The organism is Mucilaginibacter sp. P5_A6 (assembly GCF_056400585.1).
Genome location: NZ_JBFUKZ010000020.1, coordinates 90973 through 114570, shown reverse-complemented (window position 1 = coordinate 114570; position 23598 = coordinate 90973). Strand labels below are relative to the sequence as shown.

The window sequence follows — 23598 nt, the reverse complement described above, 5'->3', positions numbered from 1 at the left end:
TATATCAGCGACTAATATAAAAAAATTGAATTATGAATCGCTGTCATCAACCATATAAAATTAAAGGGTTTCCGGGTGCGTTTATCCGCCCGGAACCCTTTTATAGGATAAGGTTTGTATGAATTATTTAAAAGTGTAGCCTACGCTTATACCGCCTGCAGCAATAATGCCTTCATCATAAAATATCGGCACAAAGCCTATTCTTAAGTTAATGCCTCCGGCTGTGGGCTGGTATCGGTAACCTATTGTGGCAGTGCCAATAAAGCCGGTAACCCTGTCAAAAATAAAAGTTTTGCCTTTGTTGTCTCCGTAAGAGTTTAAGAAGGTGGTGCCCCCACCAAGTTCCAGCAAGCTGCTGCCATTGCCTGCCAGGTAGTTTACTTGTATTGGAATAGTAAATACACTATTACCCCCCGATGCGAAATAGCCTGCCCCAACCCGGTAGCCAAAACCATTGCGTTTGTGCCCAAAACGTGCATCATAATTAACGGTGAGCGCAAGGCCCGGACCGCCTACCTCAAAATAAACACTTTGAGTTTTTTCGCCATTTTGTTCGGCAGATGAATCCGCCCTGGCAGAATCAACTGTAGCGGTATTTGTAGCTGGGCGATGTGCCTTTTTTACTGTGTCCTGCATGTTAGGTTCCACAATCTGTGCTGAGGAGTTAAAACCCGATAATAGGAGTAGAGATAAGAAAGTGATAGTTAGCGTAAAAGTTTTCTTCATTCTTTAGGTGTATTGAATTAATATACAATTCACCTTGTATTACGCTGATGGGTCGCAAAAGGTTTCAAAGGACTGTTTTCTCACTTTTGGATGCACTATAAAGGCTTTCTTTTGTGTATCCTGCCAACCCCATTTCGAGCCCTTCGGAACGCCCTCCCAATACCTCTGACACCTCCGTAGAACGCCACCCCAAATACCTGCCGGGAACGGTAGGTCAGGGCCGATTGATATTTTATGCAAATAACAAAGGCCCCTGATTAGTGCCTTTGTTATTTAATTTAAAACTGCTTTCGTTTCCTCTTCTTTGATAGTAAGATCAAGAGGTTCGCTTACCACTTCATCCAACAAGGCGAGTTTAATAACATCACGCATATCGGTTACATAATGGAAGTTAAGATCTGTTATATAATCTTCTTTGATCTCGAGGATATCTTTCTGATTGGATTTACAAAGGATTACCTCCTTAATATTGGCACGTTTGGCCGCCAATATTTTTTCCTTAATGCCACCTACAGCTAAAACCCTGCCGCGTAGTGTAATTTCGCCGGTCATGGCCAGGTTGGGTTTTACTTTGCGCTGGGTAAACGCCGAAACCAATGCTGTAAGCATGGTGATACCTGCCGATGGGCCATCCTTAGGGGTAGCGCCGGCTGGTACGTGAACGTGTACATCCCATAGATCAAACAGTTTGGGGTTGATGCTAAAGTAGCCTGCATGAGCCCTTAAATATGCCAGCGCAATGGTAACAGATTCTTTCATTACATCGCCAAGGCTTCCTGTAAGTGTTAAGCGGCCTTTACCAGGGCTTAAACTTGCCTCGATGAACAAGATGTCGCCGCCAACTGATGTCCAGGCCAGGCCAGTTACAACACCTGCTACATCATTGCCCTCGTACAGATCTTTGTCGAAAATAGGCGCCCCCAGTATTTTCTCTACTTCTTTTTTATTTATCACCGGGTTGTAGGGTTCTTCTAATGCGATATTTTTTGCGAGGCCGCGTACAACAGAACCAATTTTCTTTTCCAAAGCACGCACACCCGATTCGCGGGTATAATCAACGATGATCTTCTCCAAAATGTCGTTTTTAAGGGTCACATCTTTCAGCTTTAAGCCGTGTGCCTCACGTTGTTTTGGTACCAGGTGTTGCTTTGCTATTTCTATCTTTTCTTCAATCGTATATCCGTTCACCTCGATGATTTCCATCCTGTCTAACAAAGCAGGCTGGATGCTGCTCAGTGAGTTTGCGGTGGCGATAAACATCACGTTGGATAGGTCGAAATCCATCTCGACATAATGATCATAAAATGTGCTGTTTTGTTCAGGATCAAGTACTTCTAATAAAGCTGATGACGGATCTCCACGAAAATCATTACCCACTTTATCTATCTCATCTAAAATAAACACAGGGTTGGCGGCTCCGGCTTTTTTAACTGATTGTATGATACGGCCCGGCATTGCGCCAATATAAGTTTTACGGTGACCTCTTATCTCGGCCTCATCGCGGATGCCTCCCAGGGCCATACGTACGTATTTGCGTCCTAATGCTTTTGCGATAGATTTACCCAACGAAGTTTTACCTACTCCCGGAGGGCCTACCAGGCAAAGGATAGGGGCTTTCATATTATGCTTTAATTTAAGCACAGCCAGGTATTCAATAATACGTTGTTTAACCTTATCTAAACCAAAATGATCTTTATCTAAAACTTTTTGAGCCCGTTTAAGGTCGAAGTTATCTTTTGTGAATTCGTTCCATGGCAATTCAAGTAATAACTCAAGATAATTTATTTGCACCGAATAATCTGCCGCGGCAGGGTTGGTACGCGCCAGTTTTTCAAGTTCTTTTGAAAAATGATCTTTAACCTCTTTTGCCCATTTCTTTTTAATTGCACGCTGGCGCAGGCTGTCAATTTCCAAATCGGGGGAGTTGCCACCCAACTCTTCCTGTATGGTTTTTAGCTGTTGATTTAAAAAATAATCTCTTTGCTGCTTATCCAGGTCAACACGTACCTTGCTTTGGATCTGGTTTTTAAGCTCCAGCATTTGCAAATCAAGCGTTAAGTGCTCCAATAACAGGTTTATTCTTTCGCGCAGGCTGGCAACCTCCAGTAAACGCTGTTTGGCCGCCATATCGGCATTCATATTTGATGATATAAAATTGACCAAAAACGAAGTGCTTTCAATGTTACGGATAGCTATACCTGCCTCACTTGGTATATTTGGCGATAGCTGGATAATATTCATGGCCATATCCTTTATGGACGATACCATAGCCTTAAATTCTTTATCCTCTTTTAGTTTGGTTTCTTTAAAAGGCTCAACGGTCGCTTTTATATAAGGGTCGGATTGCACTTCATCCTTTAATACAAAACGCTTTTTGCCTTGTAGTATAACGGTAGTGTTACCATCGGGCATTTGCAGCATTTTAATGATGAGCGCAATGGTACCCACTTTATTCAATTGGCTAAAATTGGGGTCTTCAATCCCCACATCCTGTTGCGCAACTACCCCAATCATGCGGTTGCCCTTATTGGCGTCCCGTATCAGTTTAATTGATTTATCCCTGCCAACTGTTATCGGGATAACTACGCCGGGAAATAGCACAGTATTGCGCAAAGGCAGTATCGCCAGTACATCGGGCAGCTGTTCGTTGTTCATTTCCTCCTCATCCTCAGTGGACATAAGGGGGAAAAACTCGGAATCTTCGTTTATAACCGGTAACGCGTTTTTAAAATCAAAAGGGTCAAAACTCATTAATTATATTTTTTGTGTAGAAAATAACGTCATGTTGTCAGCCCATAAAACTTTAGGGCTTGTAAAATACAGGTAAATGATAGTTAAAACCTGTGCAACACTATGTTTCAAGAGCTGTGCCAAGTTATGGTATTAATTAATAACAATCAATTTGGGCTCGTAATGTTTTGATCTTGTGTTGATTGTAAATTTATCAGCTATTTATTAAATAACCTGGGTTTTGTTGTTAAAGATGAAAAAAAGTCATAGTATCGCTTCCTCAATGTTTAAGCCGGCAAATCTTTTTTAACAATTGAAGATTTTGGCATAATATTTTGAAGTAAAGTTAGTTAATGATATACAATCCTGTTTACCATTGATCCGTTGATGAGGCTTTCAGTTATATTACCCTTCCTGCTGTTGTCGTCCATTGAAACCACATTGGCCCAAAATGCCTATGTAAAAATGGGGCAACAGGCCGTGATGGATGGCGATTTCAGATCGGCAGTAGCACACCTTGAAAAAGCCTGCATTACCGATTCTACTAACGCCAATGCTTTGTGGATGCTTGGTTATTCATACTATCACAGTGATAACTACAAAAAATCAATTACTGCATATACCCGCGTAATTGCTATAAAACCAGCTGATGCAACCGCTTATTATTATAGAGCCAGGGCAAAAAGCTATTTGGGTAAGGATAACCAGACAAAAGACGCCGATAAGGAATTGTATTTATTAGGAGCGATAGTAGACCTTACGAAAGCCATATCTATCAATAGCGACCCAAGCGACAGTAAATACTACCAAAACAGGGGCATAGCTTACCGCGATTATGGTTTGTTTAAACTGCAAACCAACTCGCATTTTTACGACAGAAGCCGCGGCATTAATTCCCTGAAGGCATCTATTGCCGATCTTGAAAAAATATTGAATAACAACCCTGGGAGAAACGATATTGCTGTGCTGATAGATCAATCAAAGGAAAAACTTGGCCAGGCTATTTCTGCAGTTGTAGCGAGACATTAAGATTTTCGGAAAAAGTATTAATAATTTAGGAGTAATTCTACTTTTTTAAAAATCCCTTTATCTTATAATGGTTTTTCCCCATCAATTTAACACGCTGCGATTTTTCTATCTGGTAAACCGAATCGGGGAAATAGCTTAGTTTTTCATTGGTTTCGTAAAGCAGGTTTTTGGTATGATTAAATATCACTACCCATTTCACTTTATCTTTATTTTTTTTGATCATGATCTCGGTTGTTCTAAGATCGGGGGTTTTTGCCCTGTAAATGATCAGGGAATCAGTATTTAAAATGTTATAGCTGTTTTTCCAGGCCGGCCGGTTAATGTCCGATTGGATGAACAGGTTAAGTTCCTGGCCCCAATTTGGAATGTGTACAGTTTTATTTTCGGTTACACCGTTATGTGTTACTGTTTTATCAACCTTAGGATTAAGCTTTCTGAGCCTCGCTGTATCTGCTTTAAAATACCCGGCTACATCAAAATACTTTAAGCTACCGTTTGATTGCGTGTTATCCGGCCTGCATGATTGCAAGCCGGATAATAGCATTGTACTGCCTAAGAGGGCAGCTAAGTATATTGATTTTAGCTTACACCAATACATTACCGGTCATTTCGGCAGGGATTACTACACCCAGTATTTTTAAAATGGTTGGCGCAATATCGCCCAGTTTGCCATCTTTTACATGGGCAACATCCTTATCTATCACAATGCAGGGCACCAAATTAGTAGTGTGTGCTGTGTTTGGCGTGCCATCTTCATTGATCATATAATCGGCATTACCATGGTCGGCTATAATGATAAAAGAATAACCATTTGCCAAGCCAGCCTCAACAACGGCTTTTGTACAGCTATCGGCGGTTTCGGCGGCTTTTACAACCGCGCTGAAAACACCTGTATGACCAACCATATCTGTATTGGCAAAGTTTAAGCAAACAAAATCAGGCCAGCCGCTTTCCAATTCGGGGATGATAGCATCACGGATTCCAGCCGCGCTCATTTCGGGCTGCAAATCATAAGTAGCAACCTTTGGCGACGGTACTAACAGGCGCTTTTCGTTAACAAATTCGCGCTCACGTCCGCCCGAAAAAAAGAAGGTAACGTGCGGATACTTTTCGGTTTCAGCAATACGAATTTGAGTTTTGCCCGCATTTTGCAGTATCTCGCCCAATGTTTTCGTCAAATCTTCTTTGTTGAAAACTACCTGTACATTTTTAAATGTTTCATCATATGGCACCATTGTGATGTAACGTACATTTAAAGGGTGCAGGTTATATTCAGGAAAAGATTTTTGTGTTAATGCAACGCTAATCTCGCGTCCTCTATCAGTACGGAAATTAAAACAGATAACTACATCGCCGTCTTTTATAACAGCCAACGGCTTGCCATCGGCATTTACCCTTACAATAGGCTTAATAAATTCGTCGGTAACATCGGCTTCGTATGATTTTTTGATCAGGTCGGTAATATGCTGAGTGGCTTCACCTTCGCCTTTAACCATAAGGTCATAAGCCAGTTTAACACGTTCCCAGCGGTTATCACGATCCATAGCGTAATAACGACCAATGGCCGTTGCTATTTTTGCAGATGTGCCTTCTATATATCGTTCCAATTCGGTAACGAAGCCTAACCCGGATTTTGGGTCGGTATCACGGCCATCTAAAAAAGCATGAATAAATACATTATTTACATCCAATTGCCTGGCTGCATCGCATAAGCCCTTTACATGCCTGATGTGCGAATGAACACCTCCGTCTGATACCAATCCAATAAAGTGAACATCTTTATTGTTTTGTTTTGCATACTCAAAAGCATCTTTTAATACCGGGATTGTTGGCAGTTCATTATCGTCAACAGCTTTATGTATCCGGCCCAGTTCCTGGTAAACCACGCGGCCGGCCCCCAAATTCATGTGTCCGACTTCTGAGTTACCCATTTGGCCGGCAGGTAAACCTACAGCAGTTCCGGATGCTTCCAGTTTAGAATTTGGGTATTTTTGCAGCATTGAATCAACAAATGGAGTGTTGGCAGCCAAAATAGCGTTCGATTGATCATTACGGCCATAACCCCAGCCATCGAGGATAATTAATGCGAGTTTTTTTTTATTTTCCACATTGCAAATATAAATGCAACGTTCAACTTATGGGTATAAATTTTGAATTTAGATTTATACTTATACGGGGGTGATTATTAAGGTAATAATTTAAAGTAAAAACAGTTTATATGTTAACATCGCCTAATAAGGTATTTGACCCGCCTGTTTTTGCAAAATGTAACATAAAGTTGTTTTATAACGTATCTATTGTATGAAGTTATTTTACATATCATCGTTAATGTTTTTGCTTTTAATCCCGAATATGGTTTTGGCCGATCCGCTGGATAATGTAGCTAACCTTGTAAAGCAGGGTAATACAAAAGAATTGGCCAAATTATTTGCAGCCAGCGTTGATATGAACATCATGGATGATGAGAATACATATTCAAGAGGGCAGGCTGTGCAATTACTCGATAGGTTTTTCGCCAAAAATAAACCTCAAAGTATCAAATTACTGCACAAAATAAATTCAAGGGCCAGCTTTCATCTTGGAGTTTATATTTTAACCACCGCCGATAAGCAGGAATACCGTATAGCCTTTACCCTTAAAGAGGAGGGCGGTACCATGAGCATTATTGAATTTAGGATTGAGGATGAGAAAGTGAAGTAGATGTGCAGATATGCAGATTTCAGATGTGCATATTTCAGATTTGCATATGAAAGGATAGATGTGCAGATGAAAAGGTAGATGTGCAGATCTGCAAATTTCAGATTTGCAGATGAAAAGATAAAAGATAGATGTGCAGGCATGCAGTTTTCAAATGTGCAGATGATATCCCCGTCAGCCTTTTAATCCAACAAATTCCGGTTCACCCAAAAATATTCAACCAAAAAAATCTGCATACCTGCACATCTGCCCCCCATCTGCACATCAAAAAAATCATTACTTTTGGGGCTTAAAATAACAGGCTTGGATAAGGAACTTGTAGATCAATTTATAATTAATGCTTTAAAGGAAGATGTGGGCGATGGCGATCATACTTCGCTATCAACAATTCCTGCCGGTACCATGGGTAAGGCAAAGCTTTTGGTAAAGGACGAAGGTATTTTGGCGGGTGTTGAGCTCGCTGCTGAAATTTTTAAAGTAATTGATGCCGGACTTAAACTCACCGTGTTTTTGCAGGATGGCGCCACGGTAAAGCATAAAGATGTAGCTTTTGAGGTTGAGGGAGATGTGCAAAGCATTTTAAAGGCCGAGCGCCTGGTATTGAATTGTATGCAGCGAATGTCGGGAATTGCTACAAAAACCCGTGAAATTGTTGATCTGCTGAAAGACACCAATGCAAAAGTTTTAGATACCCGTAAAACAACCCCGGGTTTAAGATACCTCGAAAAATGGGCGGTAAAAATAGGCGGAGGCACTAATCATCGTTTTGGCTTATATGATATGATATTGATAAAGGATAATCATGTTGATTATGCCGGCGGCATAAGGCAGGCCATTGAAAGTGCTAATCAATATCTTATAGATAACAATAAAAAACTGGCCATTGAAATTGAGGTACGAAACCTGGAAGAATTAGAACAGGTTTTGCAAACAGGCAACATAAATCGTATCTTGTTAGACAACTTTAACTTTGCCGAACTGAGGCAGGCGGTTAATATCGTTAACGGACGGTTTATAACCGAGGCATCCGGCGGTATCACTATTGATAATATACGAGAGTATGCTGATTGTGGGGTTGATTATATATCTGTTGGTGCGCTAACGCATTCGGTAAAAAGCCTTGATCTTAGTTTAAAGGCTGTAAAGTAAATTTATTCTGTAACCTTGTTTTTAGGGTTTAACTTAAGGTTTAGTTATTAAAATTTGGAGTTAACGCGTGGCGTTCAAATTATGATTAAAGCTTTAGTACGACATCAATTTTGTAATATTGCAGGGAAATGATCAACGTATACTCCGTTTCGGCGCTCATTCTGGCCTATCTCTGCGGGTCCATACCAACTGCTGTTTGGATAGGGCTGGCATTTTACGATATCGACGTAAGGGAATATGGCAGTGGTAATGCCGGGGCTACAAACACTTTCAGGGTACTGGGTAAACAAGCAGGTATCCCCGTAATGCTTCTTGATATTTTAAAAGGGTGGACAGCTACCAACCTTGCCTTCTTTATAGGTGTTTCTACCACAGGAGCCTACAATTCGTCATCATATATGAACTATGCATTGGCCTTAGGGGTAGCTGCTGTTATGGGGCATTTGTTTCCGGTATTTGCCGGTTTCAGGGGCGGTAAGGGCGTTGCCACGCTTTTTGGAATGATTTTAGCTATTCATTTGCATGCCGCTTTATTATGTGTGCTGGTATTTGTGGTGGTGCTTTTAATTACAAAGTATGTATCGCTTAGCTCAATTGCAGCAGCGTTTACATACCCGATAGGGGTGTCATTTATTTTCCCTACATCCATTCGGTCGGTTGTAATTTATGGCATGTGTATATGCATGCTAATACTGGTAACCCATCAAAAAAATATCGAACGCTTACTAAAGGGGACCGAATCGAAAGTGAATTTTTTAAAGAAAAAAGCTGCCTGATCATCATGAAAAATTTTAAACCTGCATTGGCAATGATTATGATCATTGCCCTGTTCTCTTGTTCAACTGTACCATTAACTGGTCGCCGGCAATTAAGTTTGGTTGGCGATGCCGAAGTAAATCAATCTGCCGCTGCCAGCTATAAACAACTCTTGTCCGATCCTAAAACCAAAGTTGTATCAAGTGGTACCGATGCACAACGTATTAAGCGAATTGGTAACAACCTGGCCGTGGCTATTGAGCGTTACTTAAAGGACAATGGTTATGGCGACCAGTACAGTTTTCAATGGGAATTTAACCTGATACAAAGCAACGAGGTTAATGCCTGGTGTATGCCCGGCGGTAAGGTAGCTGTTTACAGCGGTCTGTTACCCGTAGCCAATACCGATGCCTACCTGGCAGTTGTTATGGGGCACGAAATTGGCCACGCCATTGCCAGGCATGCCGCCGAAAGAATTTCACAGCAACAGGCCGCGCAGCTTGGCGGTGCGGCAGTTGGCGCTGCTACAAACAATAAATCGAGTGCTACACAAGCCATTATAGGGCAACTTTATGGTGTAGGCGGCCAACTGGTATTGTTAAAGTATTCACGTAACCAGGAATCAGAAGCCGATCGCCTGGGGTTAACTTTTATGGCCATGGCCGGTTATGATCCTCATGCTGCAATAGCTTTCTGGCAACGCATGGCTGCACAGAGTAAAGGAGAGGCTCCTCCTGAGCTTTTAAGTACTCACCCTGCCGATGCTACCCGTATTGCCAATATTCAAAACCTTATACCCGAGGCTATGAAGTATTATAAAAAATAAATTAGTGAGGGGTGAATAGGGAGTGGTTTCTGCTATTTTGCAATTAATTTTTCGTTGACTATTCAACCGTTCGCCCCATGGCAAAACCCCGGTTTTTAAAAGCGCAGTGGAAAAACCTTGTAATGCTTAATTACGAAGTTGATGCCAAAGTATTGGATACGTATTTACCGCCCGGAACAGAATTTGATCTGTGGCGGGGAAAGGCCCTGGTAAGTATGGTTGGGTTTATGTTTCTGGATACCGAGGTACTCGGCGTTAAATGGCCCGGGCATGTAAACTTCGAAGAAGTAAACCTGCGCTTTTACGTAAGGTATTTTGACGGGACAGAATGGAAGCGCGGAGCTGTTTTTGTAAGTGAAATTGTGCCTAAGCCAATAATAGCAGTTATAGCCAATAATTTATACAAAGAACATTACAGCGCCATGCCGATGCGCAGTTCTATAACGCAAACTGAAGATAACCATACGCAGTTTTTATACGAGTGGAAGTTTAATGGTAAATGGAACAAACTGGGTGCTACTGCCAGTAATGAATTGCTTGATATTAAACCTGGCAGCGCCGAAGAGTTTATTTTTGAGCATTATTGGGGGTACAACAAGCTCACAACCATTAGTACCATGGAGTACCAGGTGGAGCATATATCATGGCAAACCGGAAAGGTAAAAGATTATGTTTTTGACGCCGATATAACCGGGCTTTATGGTGAAGCGTTTAAACCATACTTAGAGAAAGAACCTGTTTCTGCTTTTTTTGCCGTAGGATCAGATATCAAGGTGAGGATGGGAGATAAGATTGTGGTAAATAAGTAATCTTTCTCAAAACCTATAGCTTATGTGGATCAATCACTTTCAAGCCATTAATTCTATCAAAGTCTTTGGTGTTTCTGCTTATGATGGTGAGTTGATAAACTAAAGCAGTAGCAGCAATAACGGCATCGGGCAATTTTATTTTATTAATCTTGCGGAGCTCAATTGTTTGATTTACTATTTCTTGCGTAAGTTCATATTGATTAGCCAGATTTAAAAAATCTAATAGCTGATTGGTTGCCGAGGGATGGCCTAATATTTCAATCCGGTTTATTACAGATATGTTGAAATCATTTGCAATGATTTTGTTTACATAATTTTTGGCATCAGTAGCAAGTTGATTGCCGAGGTATTCCAATAAAATATTTGTGTCGATTAAGAATTTCTTTCCCATTCTTCACGGCTTTGCTCAATATCCTTTAACATCTTCAGGGCTGTTTCTTTGGATAAAACACCTATAAAATCAGAAGGTTTACGATTATGAACTGGTTTACTATCTTTCTCCAGTTTTTTCAGATCCTGGTGTAAGGTAGTAATGTTATTCCATTCATCAATTGGAATAACTACTGCTGTATGATTGCCAGAATTATCAGAAATATATTGTAATGCCATGATTTTGAAATTCTAAAGTCTAAAGTAAAAATACGGAAAATGCGCTTAATATACAATCAAAGCTTTTTAGAACGGATCTATCCTCCCAATACCTCTACAACAGCCGTTGCTTTCAACAAACATTCTTCATACTCCTTCTCAGGATCGGCATGGTAAGTAATAGCGCTGCCGGCGTGAAAAGAAAGGTATCCGTTAGCAGCATTATACAGCAACGACCTTATTACCACATTAAAATCAAAATCATCGTCGGCGCTAAAATAACCTACGGCACCAGAGTAAATGCCACGCTTGCTGCGCTCGTATTGTTCCATCAGTTGCATTGCACTTATCTTGGGTGCTCCAGTCATGCTTCCCATGGGGAAAGTGTTTTTGACGGCCTGTATGGCCGATAATTCGTCCTGTAATTCGCATACAACGGTCGAGATCATTTGATGCACATGGCGGAAACTATAAATGCCAAATAAGTCTTCGGTTTTTACAGTACCTGGTTTAGCTGATTTGGTGAGATCGTTGCGTACCAGGTCTACAATCATAACGTTTTCCTGTAATTCTTTTGGGTGATTGCGTAGCTCCTGTTTAGCCAGCTCATCGGCCTGTAGCTCCGTTTCTCTTTTAACTGTCCCTTTAATAGGCTGCGATATCAATTTACTGCCACGCTTAGCCAAAAAACGTTCGGGGGAGGCCCCTAATATGTAATTGTCCTTCCATTTAAAGAAGGTAGAGAATGGGTTAGGGGAGATGTTGTTTAATTGCAAAAATATAGTCAGTGGATTGATGTTCACATCCTCGGCATAAAACTCCTGGCAAAAATTGGTCACATAAATATCGCCCCGGGTAATATGTTCCTGGATACCTGTTACGGCATCAACATATTCTTGTTTGCTAAACCTGCTTTGTAAACTTATAGGTGGCTGGATTGCAGCACCTGTTAATTCCTGCTGATTTATTGTTCTTAAAATCTGTTGCGGTTCGTCGCTGATGATCTCTGCCTCATTCCCTTTAATTACAATAAGATGTTCGGGGGCAAAAAAGTACAGGTCTGGAAATTGCAGTCTATCCGGATTTTGGGATGTTAGGTTTTCAATCTCATTCTTCAGATCATAACCCAAAAAGCCACAAAGCCATTCCGGGTTACTTTCACGGAAGGATTGTAACTCTTCAAATGCATTGCCGGTATTGGCTGTTACATCTGCCTTGGCTCCAATGGCTATCAGGGTATCAAATTTGCTGTAAGGATCATCAAAACCATTCGAATCGAGGTAACACACCGAATTGAATGATGATGCCCAGTGCAGGGCTTTACGCTTGAAATTTTGCAGATCATCTACCTGTACTATCACCCTGCAAAAATAACCAAGTAAATGAAAAAAGGCCGGTTATACCGACCTTTAATAATATTTGTTTTGAAGTTTGTGAGGACACAAACTTCGGGAAGTTACATATTAGTGCAATACCAAAGTCTGTACCCTGTCTGGTCCCACTGAAAGGTATTTTATCGGAACGCCCAGTTCTGCTTCCAGGTAATCAATGTATAATTGCAGTTTCGCAGGAATTTCATTTAATTCGGTGATACCGGTCAAATCCTCGTTCCAGCCATCAATCTCTTTCAAAATTGGCTCAGGACTCACCGAGCAGATATCGTAAGGCATGTAGTCTATTTTTTCGCCTAAATAGTTATAATGCGTACAAGCGTAGATCTTATCGAAACCACTTAATACATCGGCCTTGGTCATTACCAGTTGGGTAACACCGTTAAGCATAATAGCGTACTTTAATGCAGGCAGATCAATCCAGCCTGTACGGCGCGGCCTGCCTGTAGTAGCGCCAAATTCATGGCCGATACGGCGTAGTTCTTCGCCTGTTTCATCCTCCAGCTCGGTAGGGAAGGGGCCGCCACCAACGCGGGTACAATAAGCTTTAAAGATGCCTATTACATCACCAATTTGCTGTGGTGCTATCCCTAAACCTGTACAGGCGCCGGCTGCTGTTGTGTTTGATGAAGTTACAAACGGGTACGATCCAAAATCGATATCCAGCATGGCTCCCTGTGCGCCCTCGGCCAAAACCTTTTTACCTTTTTTAATATAATCGTTCACCAGGTGTTCTGAATCAACCAGCGGGAATTTTTTAATAAATTCAATAGCTTCAAAAAACGCTTGCTCACGTTCAGAAAAATCTGCAACCTCGCCATACATAGCCTGTAGCATAGCTGTATGTTTATCAACAAGCTTCTGGTACCTCTCTTTAAAATCAGGAAGGGTTATATCGCCGATACGCAAACCATTCCTGCCGGTTTTATCCATATAAGTTGGACCGATACCTTTTAAGGTTGAACCAATTTTACCTTCGCCCATTTTCTTTTCAGATGCAGCATCCAGTAGTTGGTGAGTAGGCAGGATCAAATGTGCCTTTTTTGCTATCAGCAGGTTCTTTTTAGCTAAAAGATCATGTCCTGCATCTTTCAGCTTATCTATTTCCTTTTTTAGGGTGATAGGATCAATCACTACACCATTACCAATAAGGTTCATGGTATTCTCAAAAAATATACCTGAAGGAATGGTATTCAAAACGAATTTTTTACCGTCGAACTCCAAAGTGTGCCCGGCATTAGGGCCGCCCTGGAAACGTGCAATCAGGTCATAACCTGCGCTAAGTACATCAACAATTTTTCCTTTACCTTCATCGCCCCATTGGAGGCCTAATAATACGTCAACAGCCATTTATGTTATTGTAAATTCAATACTTAAATAAGAAAGGTGGCAAAGTTATATTTTTCTGTCACAAAAACCTGCTCTTAATTTCTCGCAGTTACCATAAAGATTTAAAGAGTGGTGTTTGATCTCGAATTTTAACAAATCGCCCATCATGCTCTGGATCTGTTGTATGCGTGGATCGCAAAACTCAACTACCTTGCCACAGTCAATGCAAATGATGTGGTCATGCTGCTTATAGCCGTATGATTTTTCGAACTGCGCCATGTTTTTACCAAACTGGTGCTTGGTAACCAGGTCGCATGATACCAGCAGCTCAAGCGTGTTGTAAACAGTGGCACGACTAACGCGGTATTTTTTATTTTTCATGTGGATGTATAATGATTCCACATCAAAGTGATCTGAGCGAGAGTAAATTTCTTCGAGTATAGCAAAACGCTCTGGCGTTTTGCGCAGGTTTTTATTTTCAAGGTAGGCCTCAAAAATTTTTTTAACCAATGCTATAGTATCCGGTTGGGGCATAATAGTCTGTTAAGCAGGCAAAGTTATTAATAAAAAATAGAATCAAGAGACAAGAGTCAAGAATCAGGATTTTAGCTTCACTGTGTTTTTTCTTGACTCTTGATTCTCTTCCTCACGACACTTTTTCAATAGCCGAGTCAAACCGGTTTACGCCTGTAACGCCTTTTACCTGTTTTATTTTCTTGATCAGGTTTTCAAGGTGATCGGTATCATTAACGTATACCATGATCGATCCTTCAAAAATTCCATTATCACTATCAACAGTAATAGAGCGGATATTTACCTTAAAATCAGTTGAAATAACCGTGGTCAGCTTGTTAATGAGACCAACTTCGTCAATACCGGTTATCCTGAGTCCGGTTAAAAATGCCAGTTCCTGTTGATTAGTCCACCGTGCTTTTACTATACGATAGCCGTAATTTGCCATCAGTTTGGCAGCATTGGGGCAATTGGTACGGTGAATTTTGATGCCATCGCTTACGGTAACAAAGCCAAACACGTCATCGCCGGGGATAGGGTTACAGCAATTGGCCAGCTTATAGTCAATTTTCTGCATATCCTCACCAATCAGCAGCATATCGCTGTCTTTCGATTTAAGGTTGCGGATAAGGCTTTGAACCTGTTCCTGTTCTATTTTATCCTGTGGCTTATTTTCAACAATTTTTTCAAATGCCTGGTATTCTTTCAGGTCCTTCATATCAATAACACCCTTAGCAATGTTATAAAACAGGTCCTGGGTTGATTGTAGCTTGAAAAAATAGCTCAGTTTATGTATATTTTCAGAATTGTAAGTGATCTTGAGCGATTTCATTTTACGCTCCAATATCTCCTTGCCATCCTCAGCAATTTTCCGTTTCTCTTCTTTTAGGGCCGACTTTATTTTGGCCTTAGCCTTTGCGGTAACCACAAAGTTAAGCCAGTCTTCCTTGGGCGTTTGCTTGCCGGATGTAATGATCTCTACCTGGTCGCCATTCTGTAATTTGTAGCTTAATGGTACCAGTTTATGGTTTACCTTGGCACCAATACAGCTGGCGCCAACATCGGTGTGGATCTCGAAGGCAAAATCCAGCGCGGTAGCGTTCAGTGGTAACTGGATAAGTGCGCCTTTCGGCGTAAAAATGAAGATCTCATCGCTGAACAAATTCATTTTAAAATCATCCAGGAAGTCGAGTGCATTAGAGTCAGGATTTTTAAGCATATCCCTAACCTTTTGCACCCACTGATCAAGGCCGCTGTCGGTTGATGATTCCTTGTATTTCCAGTGCGCGGCAAATCCTTTTTCAGCAATTTCGTTCATTCGTTTGGTACGGATCTGTACTTCAACCCACTGACCGCGGGGCCCCATAACCGTAGTATGTAATGATTCGTAACCGTTTGCTTTGGGTGATGAGATCCAATCCCGCAACCTGTCGGGATTTGGTCGGTATTGGTCGGTAACTATGCTATAAGCCTTCCAGCAATCTGCTTTTTCCTGGTCGGGAGCACTATCCAAAATTATCCTGATAGCGAAAAGATCATATACCTCTTCAAAAGGGATAGACTTTTTCTTCATCTTATTCCAAATGGAGTGGATAGATTTTGGGCGACCAAAAACATCTGCATGTAATCCCTGGCCCTCAAGCACTTTGTTTACCGGTTCAATAAAATCGCGGATAAATCTTTCACGCTCGGCCTTTTTTTCATTCAGCTTCTTTTTAATAAACTGGTAAGTTTCCCGCTCCATGTATTTCATAGACAGGTCTTCCAGTTCAGATTTTATGGTGTATAAGCCCAGTCTGTGCGCAAGTGGAGCGTACAAATAAACCGTCTCTGATGATAGTTTAAGCTGCTTATCACGTGGCATAAACTCCATGGTACGCATATTATGCAACCTATCGGCTAGTTTTATCAGTATCACCCTAACATCATCTGCCAGGGTAAGCAGCATTTTGCGGAAGTTTTCGGCCTGTAAAGAACTGTTGGTATCAAATACGCCCGATATTTTGGTTAAGCCATCAATAATTTTGGCTACCTTTTTACCAAACTCCATCTCAATCTCGTCCAGCGTCATGTTGGTATCTTCAACCACATCATGCAGCAGGGCGCACACAATTGAAGTTGTGCCCAGGCCAATTTCCTCGGCAGCTATCTGGGCAACAGCAATAGGGTGGTATATATAGGGTTCGCCGCTTTTGCGGCGCATATCCTTGTGGCTTTCAAGGGCCATGTCAAATGCCTTGCGAATCATTCGCTTATCGCCCTTTTGCAGGGTTGATTTACAGGCACGCAACAAAGCCCGATATCTTTTCAGGATCTCATTTTTTTCAGCTTCCAGATCAATCACTATCTCTTTCATATATGAATATTAGTGGTAAAAAAATGGATCAACCTGTAACTAAAAAATTATTATTACAGATTATATTAAAATACCACAAAAATTTGCTTTAATTTTGTATTAAGTAAAAATATGAAATTAATTGGTTTTCTGTTGATGTTTTGTTGCATTATGGGCGAAGTAAAAGCCCAAACAGATAAACCTGCACCCATGATTCTGGGCAAAAATGATACCATTCGGGTTGCCGTTACAAGTATTGACGGAGAATTGGTTCCATGGGTAGTATGCCCTCCTGTACGAATTGTTGATACCCGCATATTTGCCAGTGATGCCGATAGAGACAATTACCGCCGCTTAAGGTATAATGTTATGAAGGTGTTACCCTATGCACGTTTTGCGGGCCAGCGGTACGCAAAACTGCAGCGCGATCTTGCACTTACCGGAGATAAAAAGAAGCAGAAGGAGCTGATTGGTACGTGCGAAACAGAAATAAAAACATTGTTTAATAAGGAAATTAAAAATCTGACAATTAGTCAGGGCGAAGTTTTGATTAAGTTGATTGACCGGGAAACCGGCACAACCAGTTATACTATGGTTAAAGAGCTTAAGGGTGGTTTTAAAGCATTTATGTTTCAATCCGTAGCCAGCATATTTGGTCATAACCTTAAAGAAACTTATGACCCAGATGAGCAGAAAGATATCGAGGCCATTCTTACCCAGGCCGGATATAATTCCACTAACTTCTAATAATGGATAACACAAGCGTCTACAAGTTTAACGTTCAAAAGTTAAACGGTGATGACATCAGTCTATCGGCTTACAAAAATAAAGTACTTTTAATAGTTAACACCGCTTCTCAATGCGGCTTTACCCCACAACTTAAAGATCTTGTATCATTAAAGGAAATTTTTGGTGATACTGATTTTGAAATACTTGCATTTCCTTCAAATGATTTTGGCGGGCAGGAGCCTTTGGAAGGCGCTGCCATTACCACTTTTTGCGAAAATTCCGGAGTAAATTACCCCGTATTTGATAAAATACGGGTGCGTGGGCCATTTGCTCATCCCTTATACCAGTTTTTTGCTGATAAAAAACAGAACGGCAACCTTAAATCGATTCCAAGATGGAATTTTCATAAGTTTTTGATCAATAGGGACGGTCATGTTACTGATTTTTATTACCCTTTTACCAAGCCAACATCTTCAAAGATTCGGAAGAGAATAGAGCGTCTTTTATCGGCTGCTCACTAAACATACATACAATAATGAAATTAGATATTTTAGTTTTATCGGTACATCCTGATGATGCCGAACTTGGATGCTCGGGCACTATTTTAAAGCATATAGCTATGGGGCATAAAGCAGGCATAGTTGACCTTACACGTGGCGAATTAGGGACCCGTGGCTCTGCAGATATTCGTGAGCAGGAGGCAGCGGCAGCGGCAAGCATATTAGGCCTTTCGGTAAGAGATAATTTAGGTATTCCTGATGGTTTTTTTGAAAATACAAAAGAGTACCAGTTGAAAGTTATCTCCGCTATCCGTAATTATCAGCCCCGAATTATAATAACCAATGCTTATCATGACAGACATCCCGATCATGGCCGGGCCAATGAATTGGTGGAGCATTCTGCGTTTTTATCTGGTTTGCGTAAAATAGAAACGTTTGATAAAAATGGTGAACCCCAGCAGCCATGGCGACCTGATTTGGTGCTGCATTTTATACAGGATAATTATATCAGGCCTGATATTTTGATAGATGTTACCGAGTATTGGGACAAAAAGATAGAAAGCATACGTGCTTATGGTTCGCAATTTTTTAATCCCGAATGGAGCGACGAGCCTCAAACCTATATATCATCTCCCGAATTTATTAATGGAGTAGCCGCGCGAGCCAGCGAATTTGGTAAAAGCATAGGCGTTAAATATGCAGAAGGCTATACAAGTAGAAAAATTTTAGGAATAGATAATTTATTTGCTTTAAAATAATATATTATTTAACTATAAATAAATAAGTCGCTATCCTTTAATAGGATAGCGACTTATTTTATAATATCAGTTTAAATATTTAAGCCTTAATATATTCAAAGCGATTATTTTCATTACTTCTTTCTCGTCTTAGTTTATTTTCATTCGCAAGCTTTAAAAGGATACCTGACAATTCAGAAGTTTTAAAATCGGAGTCAAACTGATCTTTGCAATAATTGGCTATTGATGATATTGAACGCTGGATATCAAAGAAATCTGTACTTAACAATTGGTTCAATATTTTAGTTGCTCCCGGCTTTTTACGACCAGGCATTGTAGGGTTTTCATCGTCTGAGCGTATTTTACGGCCTTTTTTGCTAAAAATCTCAGACCCGTCGGCATCTGCTTTTTCCGACTCAATCATAACATCCAGTAGCCTGTCGATAATTCTTACCTGTACAGCTTCTGATTGAAATGAGTTAACAACTTCTGCTACCTCAACAAGTTGTTTTTTTAATTTCTCGATATGTTTGCTCATGATGAATTAGATTTAATACGAATGAGGATAGTACAAATCTAAGGGGAATAATAATTAAAAATATAGCCTATTTTGGTAAAAAAATAGGCTATATTATTAATTAAGCCCTGTTAAGGCTATTGATGTCATTAAAACATATATTAAATATTAAGTTTTTTTTCTGTGGATTGCTGATAGACAGGGTAGTATTACAGCTATTTATAGTGTTTTAGATATTTTCTCCAGCATTTCTAATCCAGTATCTATATGATTTTTTTCAATAATAAGGGCGGGCCTGAAACGGATGCTCTTTTCGCCACAGCCTAAATACATAATATTATTAGCTAACCCCTTATTAATAAAGCTATCACGCTTGCTTTGGTCAGGGAAATCAAAGGCTGTAAGTAAGCCTTTTCCCCGCACATTGCTTATAACCGGAAGTCTATATGCAATATCGCTTAATTGGTTTTGCAGGTAATCGCCCATTTGGGCCGCATTGTCACAAAGGTTATCTTCTTCTATTATCTCCATGATCTTTGATGAACGAACCATATCAACCAAACTGCCACCCCAGGTGGAGTTAATACGTGACGAAATGTGAAAAACATTGTTCTCTATCTCATCAACCCGGTTACTGCAAAGTATGCCGCAAACCTGCATTTTTTTCCCAAAGGCTAAAATATCTGGTCTTGCTTTTTCGCCAAAATGTTCATGGCACCAGAATTTACCTGTAAGACCTACACCCGTTTGTACTTCATCGTAAATCAGCATAGCTTCATATTCATCGGCAAGTTCTCTTAGCTTCTCTAAAAACTCTTTACGTACGTGGTTATCACCGCCTTCGGATTGTACAGGCTCTATTATAATGGCACAAACATCATCCTTGTTATCTTCAAAAGCTTTCCTGATCTGCGCTACAGAAAGTTGCTCCCGTTGTAGCAGGTCCTCATGGTTACTATCACTATAAGGAAAATTCATGTAGGGTATAGATACGCGGGGCCAGTCGAACTTGGCAAACCACTTAGTTTTATTGGGAACGGTATTGGTTAAACTTAGTGTATAACCCGAACGGCCGTGAAAAGCATGCTCAAAGTGGATCACTTTAAAACCCCGCTCTTTGGTATAGCCTTTGGCAAAGTTTTTTTGAACCTTCCAGTCCATGGCGGTTTTAAGCGCGTTTTCAATAGCTAATGAACCACCGGCTATAAAAAAGGCATGTGGCAAATAATCGGGAATACCCACCCGCGAAAAAGTTTCAAGGAATTGTGCGTATTGTGTAGTATAAATATCCGAGTTTGAGGGGTTAGTTAAAGCTGCCAGCATCAGGTTTTTTTTAAATTCCTCATCGTTCAGCATTTTTGGGTGATTATATCCTAAAGGTACCGAAGCAAAGCAGGTAAAAAAATCGAGCAGGGTGCGGTCGTTCTTCGAATCATAAATATAAACACCCTTACTTTTTTCCATGTCAAAAGTGAGATCGAAGCCATCGGCAAGTACATGTTTCCGTAAAGAAGCCTGAACGTTTTGTGGTGAAATAAGTAAGTTGTACATATATTTTTGATTTATACAAATTTACTAAAAAGCCCCAAAAAACAAAATTTAGGCGGTTTTTGAACCGATTGGCAAAAAAGTAACTTTAAATTGTTTAAAGTTACTTTTTGTACCAAAGCCTAAACTGGTACACCAAATTTTAAGATGGAATCTTTAGAGTTATGTCGAAAAAGTTTCTTTTGTATCACCCATTATGTATGAAGAGAAATTATTTGATAGCAACAAAGTTGAAGTTCATTTCTCTTTTTTAACCAGGGTGGAAGCAGCTATTTATGTTGGCAATACTAATGTTTCGACAGAGATTTATACATAGTGAAATAATCACCGAAAAACTGGCGTTTTGTAATTCATTATTCGTGCAATACAAGGATAGCTTTTACAGAACGGTTCATGATCTGGTTAACTGTACTGCGGTTAAACAGGCGATAAATGATGTTATGATGGTGTTTTACCAGGCATAAAATATCCACCTCGTTCTTTTCGATAAAATCTATGATTCCGCTGAGCGGGCTGCTATCTTTCAGGTAATTGAAATTAAGTACGGTTTGCGGAATGAGTTCTTTGAGTCTCGCTTCCCCGGTTTGAATGTGTTTGATATCCGATTTTTCTTCTACGTATAAAACTTCCATTGCTGCCAGTCCGAATGCTTTGACTATTTCATTAAGTGCTGCTACATCTGTTGATGATAGTTTGGTCTCGTAGTCTGTAGCCAGGGTGATTGCCGGAATGCCTGGAAATTTACTGTCCAATGGAATGATCAGTGTCGGAATCTTCACTCTGGTAACCACCATACTGGCATTGCTGCCTACAATGCCACTCAGACCCGTAGCGCCGGTGATTCCCATAACCAGTAATTCTACCTGGTGCTTGTCGATAAATTTGGTGATAACGGTTTTTAAAAACCCGACATCGCAAAGGGAGGTAACCTTAACGTCCTTAAAAGCGTCTTTTTTAACATAAGCATCAGCCCATTCTTTTAATGCCGCTCTTTTGTTGTAGTAATAGTCTTCAATATAAATAGCATTATAGATGTTGTTATTAATACCTTCGGTAGGATGAATAGCGTGGATGGCACATACTTCTAACCCGACCAGCGCAGCCAGCCCCATAGCATATTCCATCGCGTTAGCCGCGCTGGGAGAAAAATCGGTGGCAACCAGGATCTGTTTCATTTTTTAATAATTTACAAAAACTATATGAACAAATGGAATAACATAAACAATAACGCGGCTAAGGTAACAGACACAGGCAGTGTCAATACCCAGGCCAGTGCAATGTTTTTTAAAGTATTGTTATTGAGGTTGCCTTTACCGCCTGAGGCAACCATTGCACCTGCAATACCGCTCGACAACACGTGGGTTGTACTGACTGGCAGGCCAAAAGCAGTGCTCAGCCCGATAGTAGAAGCTGCAACAATTTCAGAGGTGGCCCCCTGCGCATAATTCAGATGTTCATTGCCAATTTTTTCACCTATAGTGACAACAATCCTTTTCCAACCGATCATAGTGCCAAGTCCAAGTGATAACGAGATCGTGGCAATAACCCAGATCGGGGCAAAGTCTGTAACGTGTTCTATCTCTGTAGAAGCGCCTGTAAGTATATCTCTATCTTTTTGAGAAAATTTAATGTTTTCATCTTTGATAACTGCCCTGATATCTTTAATTACGCTTTCTACCTGTTTCCGATAGCTATAGGTTTTTGCTACATCTTTTTCACTTTTTGTAGCCAGTAAAGCCCTGGTTTGGTTTATAGCTTCGTTAAGTTTTATCAGGCGGACTTTTTGAACGGGATCGGCAGAAACTGTTTTGGTAATTACCTGTTCCGTTTGGTTGAGTGCCGTTAATACCTTAGCGTTCGGAATGCTGTGGTTTACGGCAAACCTTGCGGGCATAAAAGCAATCAGGATCAGCATAAACAGGCCCACGCCCTTCTGCCCGTCATTACTGCCGTGAAAAAAGCTAACGAGCGTGCAGGTCGTTATTAACATCAGCCTGATGTGGATAGGAGGGCGGTCATTTTCTCCCGAAGGTATATGAAACAAAGCATGCGATTTGGTGACATGCTTCAGAAAAAGCATCAACAACGCGGCAGCACCAAAACCGATGATGGGTGATAATATCAACGACGATCCGATTTCACCAGCCTTATCCCAGTTAACACCCGGGCCGTTGTGGTACCAGGTGAAAGCGAGGCCGCCACCGATCATTGCGCCGATCATGGTATGTGAACTGGAGCAGGGAATACCAAGGTACCACGTGCCCAGGTTCCAAATGATGGATGCCAATAGTACTGATAGCACCAGGCAGGCCCCTACACTGACGGGTAGTGTCATTAGTGTATCCAATGGTACCAATTTTAAAATGCCCATAGCAACTGTTACGCCGCCAAGCATTACACCTAAAAAATTCCACGTTCCCGACCAGGGTATGGCGTAAACAGGTTTCAGGGCTTTGGTGTAGATCACCGTGGCTACCGCGTTGGCTGTGTCGTGAAATCCGTTTACAAATTCAAAGCCTATTACTGCTATTATACACAGAAAAAAAACGATTAAAATGTAACCGCTTAAATCAACCTGGCCAAGTAAAGGAAGGATAACTGCGATGAGTGAATAATGCATAGAACAGCGTTTCAGAAAAAAGGATTTATACTTGTCGCCTTTTATTCAAATAACCGCTTCTTAAGTTGC

23 protein-coding genes are annotated in these 23598 nt (G+C 40.8%); 9 read left to right on the top strand and 14 right to left on the bottom strand.

What is annotated here, in order from left to right; genetic code table 11:
* Window positions 1-123: 123 nt before the first annotated feature.
* Both AC1DO4_RS19845 and lon read right to left on the bottom strand, forming a co-directional pair.
* On the bottom strand, window positions 124-726 hold the full coding sequence (locus AC1DO4_RS19845) for a hypothetical protein (protein ID WP_477418973.1): 603 nt from the start codon (window positions 724-726) through the stop codon (window positions 124-126).
* 273 nt (window positions 727-999) lie between these two features.
* On the bottom strand, window positions 1000-3477 hold the full coding sequence (lon, locus tag AC1DO4_RS19840) for an endopeptidase La (RefSeq protein ID WP_477418971.1): 2478 nt from the start codon (window positions 3475-3477) through the stop codon (window positions 1000-1002).
* Between the two features lie 366 nt (window positions 3478-3843).
* Between lon and AC1DO4_RS19835 the strand changes: the two genes are divergently transcribed.
* On the top strand, window positions 3844-4485 hold the full coding sequence (locus tag AC1DO4_RS19835) for a tetratricopeptide repeat protein (RefSeq protein WP_477418969.1): 642 nt from the start codon (window positions 3844-3846) through the stop codon (window positions 4483-4485).
* Between the two features lie 37 nt (window positions 4486-4522).
* Here AC1DO4_RS19835 and AC1DO4_RS19830 read toward each other — a convergent pair whose 3' ends face one another.
* Both AC1DO4_RS19830 and gpmI read right to left on the bottom strand, forming a co-directional pair.
* Window positions 4523-5029 carry a hypothetical protein gene (locus AC1DO4_RS19830; protein ID WP_477418967.1) on the bottom strand — a complete coding sequence of 169 codons (507 nt, stop codon included), beginning with the start codon at window positions 5027-5029 and terminating at the stop codon, window positions 4523-4525.
* A 40-nt stretch (window positions 5030-5069) separates the two neighbouring features.
* Window positions 5070-6593 (bottom strand): 2,3-bisphosphoglycerate-independent phosphoglycerate mutase, encoded by a 1524-nt coding sequence (gpmI, locus tag AC1DO4_RS19825; RefSeq protein ID WP_477418965.1) that lies wholly within the window; start codon window positions 6591-6593, stop codon window positions 5070-5072.
* 193 nt (window positions 6594-6786) lie between these two features.
* Here gpmI and AC1DO4_RS19820 point away from each other — a divergent pair, with 193 nt between their 5' ends.
* The 5 genes from AC1DO4_RS19820 (at window position 6787) to AC1DO4_RS19800 (ending at window position 10722) form a co-directional block, all read left to right on the top strand.
* Window positions 6787-7185, top strand: coding sequence for a DUF4783 domain-containing protein (locus AC1DO4_RS19820; protein WP_477418963.1), 399 nt, complete (start codon window positions 6787-6789; stop codon window positions 7183-7185).
* Window positions 7186-7485: 300 nt separating this feature from the next.
* Window positions 7486-8331 (top strand): carboxylating nicotinate-nucleotide diphosphorylase, encoded by an 846-nt coding sequence (gene nadC, locus AC1DO4_RS19815; RefSeq protein ID WP_477418961.1) that lies wholly within the window; start codon window positions 7486-7488, stop codon window positions 8329-8331.
* A 128-nt stretch (window positions 8332-8459) separates the two neighbouring features.
* Window positions 8460-9107: a glycerol-3-phosphate 1-O-acyltransferase PlsY gene (gene plsY, locus AC1DO4_RS19810; RefSeq protein ID WP_477418959.1), complete on the top strand. Its 648-nt coding sequence runs from the start codon at window positions 8460-8462 to the stop codon at window positions 9105-9107.
* Window positions 9108-9112: 5 nt separating this feature from the next.
* A complete protein-coding gene (locus AC1DO4_RS19805; protein ID WP_477418957.1) occupies window positions 9113-9913 on the top strand; it encodes a M48 family metallopeptidase in 801 nt (266 codons plus the stop codon).
* 77 nt (window positions 9914-9990) lie between these two features.
* On the top strand, window positions 9991-10722 hold the full coding sequence (locus tag AC1DO4_RS19800; protein ID WP_477418955.1) for a YqjF family protein: 732 nt from the start codon (window positions 9991-9993) through the stop codon (window positions 10720-10722).
* A gap of 13 nt (window positions 10723-10735) precedes the next feature.
* Here the strand turns inward: AC1DO4_RS19800 and AC1DO4_RS19795 are convergent, their stop codons facing one another.
* The 6 genes from AC1DO4_RS19795 to AC1DO4_RS19770 form a co-directional block, all read right to left on the bottom strand.
* Window positions 10736-11113, bottom strand: a complete 378-nt coding sequence (locus AC1DO4_RS19795) for a type II toxin-antitoxin system VapC family toxin (protein ID WP_477418953.1) — start codon at window positions 11111-11113, stop codon at window positions 10736-10738.
* A complete protein-coding gene (locus AC1DO4_RS19790) occupies window positions 11095-11331 on the bottom strand; it encodes a hypothetical protein (protein ID WP_477418951.1) in 237 nt (78 codons plus the stop codon). Before AC1DO4_RS19790 ends, AC1DO4_RS19795 begins: the two co-directional genes overlap by 19 nt.
* Window positions 11332-11408: 77 nt before the next feature.
* The gene (locus AC1DO4_RS19785) at window positions 11409-12671 is read right to left on the bottom strand and encodes an anthranilate synthase component I family protein (protein ID WP_477418949.1); all 1263 of its coding nucleotides are present in this window, start codon (window positions 12669-12671) and stop codon (window positions 11409-11411) included.
* 102 nt (window positions 12672-12773) lie between these two features.
* Window positions 12774-14051: an adenylosuccinate synthase gene (locus AC1DO4_RS19780; RefSeq protein ID WP_477418947.1), complete on the bottom strand. Its 1278-nt coding sequence runs from the start codon at window positions 14049-14051 to the stop codon at window positions 12774-12776.
* A gap of 45 nt (window positions 14052-14096) precedes the next feature.
* Window positions 14097-14564 (bottom strand): Fur family transcriptional regulator, encoded by a 468-nt coding sequence (locus tag AC1DO4_RS19775; protein WP_477418945.1) that lies wholly within the window; start codon window positions 14562-14564, stop codon window positions 14097-14099.
* Between the two features lie 112 nt (window positions 14565-14676).
* Window positions 14677-16899 (bottom strand): RelA/SpoT family protein, encoded by a 2223-nt coding sequence (locus AC1DO4_RS19770; RefSeq protein ID WP_477418943.1) that lies wholly within the window; start codon window positions 16897-16899, stop codon window positions 14677-14679.
* A 111-nt stretch (window positions 16900-17010) separates the two neighbouring features.
* Here AC1DO4_RS19770 and AC1DO4_RS19765 point away from each other — a divergent pair, with 111 nt between their 5' ends.
* Genes AC1DO4_RS19765 through bshB1 form a run of 3 tightly spaced genes read left to right on the top strand, consistent with a single transcriptional unit; the run spans window position 17011 to window position 18865 of the window.
* The gene (locus AC1DO4_RS19765) at window positions 17011-17625 is read left to right on the top strand and encodes a DUF4294 domain-containing protein (protein WP_477418941.1); all 615 of its coding nucleotides are present in this window, start codon (window positions 17011-17013) and stop codon (window positions 17623-17625) included.
* A 2-nt stretch (window positions 17626-17627) separates the two neighbouring features.
* A complete protein-coding gene (locus AC1DO4_RS19760) occupies window positions 17628-18128 on the top strand; it encodes a glutathione peroxidase (protein ID WP_477418939.1) in 501 nt (166 codons plus the stop codon).
* Window positions 18129-18142: 14 nt separating this feature from the next.
* Window positions 18143-18865 (top strand): bacillithiol biosynthesis deacetylase BshB1, encoded by a 723-nt coding sequence (gene bshB1 / locus AC1DO4_RS19755; protein WP_477418937.1) that lies wholly within the window; start codon window positions 18143-18145, stop codon window positions 18863-18865.
* Window positions 18866-18944: 79 nt separating this feature from the next.
* Here the strand turns inward: bshB1 and AC1DO4_RS19750 are convergent, their stop codons facing one another.
* The 4 genes from AC1DO4_RS19750 to AC1DO4_RS19735 all read right to left on the bottom strand — a co-directional run bounded on the left by AC1DO4_RS19750 (window position 18945) and on the right by AC1DO4_RS19735 (window position 23529).
* Window positions 18945-19382, bottom strand: coding sequence for a hypothetical protein (locus AC1DO4_RS19750; RefSeq protein ID WP_477418935.1), 438 nt, complete (start codon window positions 19380-19382; stop codon window positions 18945-18947).
* 198 nt (window positions 19383-19580) lie between these two features.
* On the bottom strand, window positions 19581-20912 hold the full coding sequence (gene lat, locus AC1DO4_RS19745; RefSeq protein WP_477418933.1) for an L-lysine 6-transaminase: 1332 nt from the start codon (window positions 20910-20912) through the stop codon (window positions 19581-19583).
* A gap of 350 nt (window positions 20913-21262) precedes the next feature.
* Complete coding sequence (locus tag AC1DO4_RS19740; protein ID WP_477418931.1) at window positions 21263-22084, bottom strand: universal stress protein; 822 nt, start codon at window positions 22082-22084, stop codon at window positions 21263-21265.
* Between the two features lie 20 nt (window positions 22085-22104).
* Entirely contained in the window at window positions 22105-23529 is a 1425-nt protein-coding gene (locus tag AC1DO4_RS19735; RefSeq protein ID WP_477418929.1) for an inorganic phosphate transporter, read from the bottom strand.
* Between the last annotated feature and the right edge of the window lie 69 nt (window positions 23530-23598).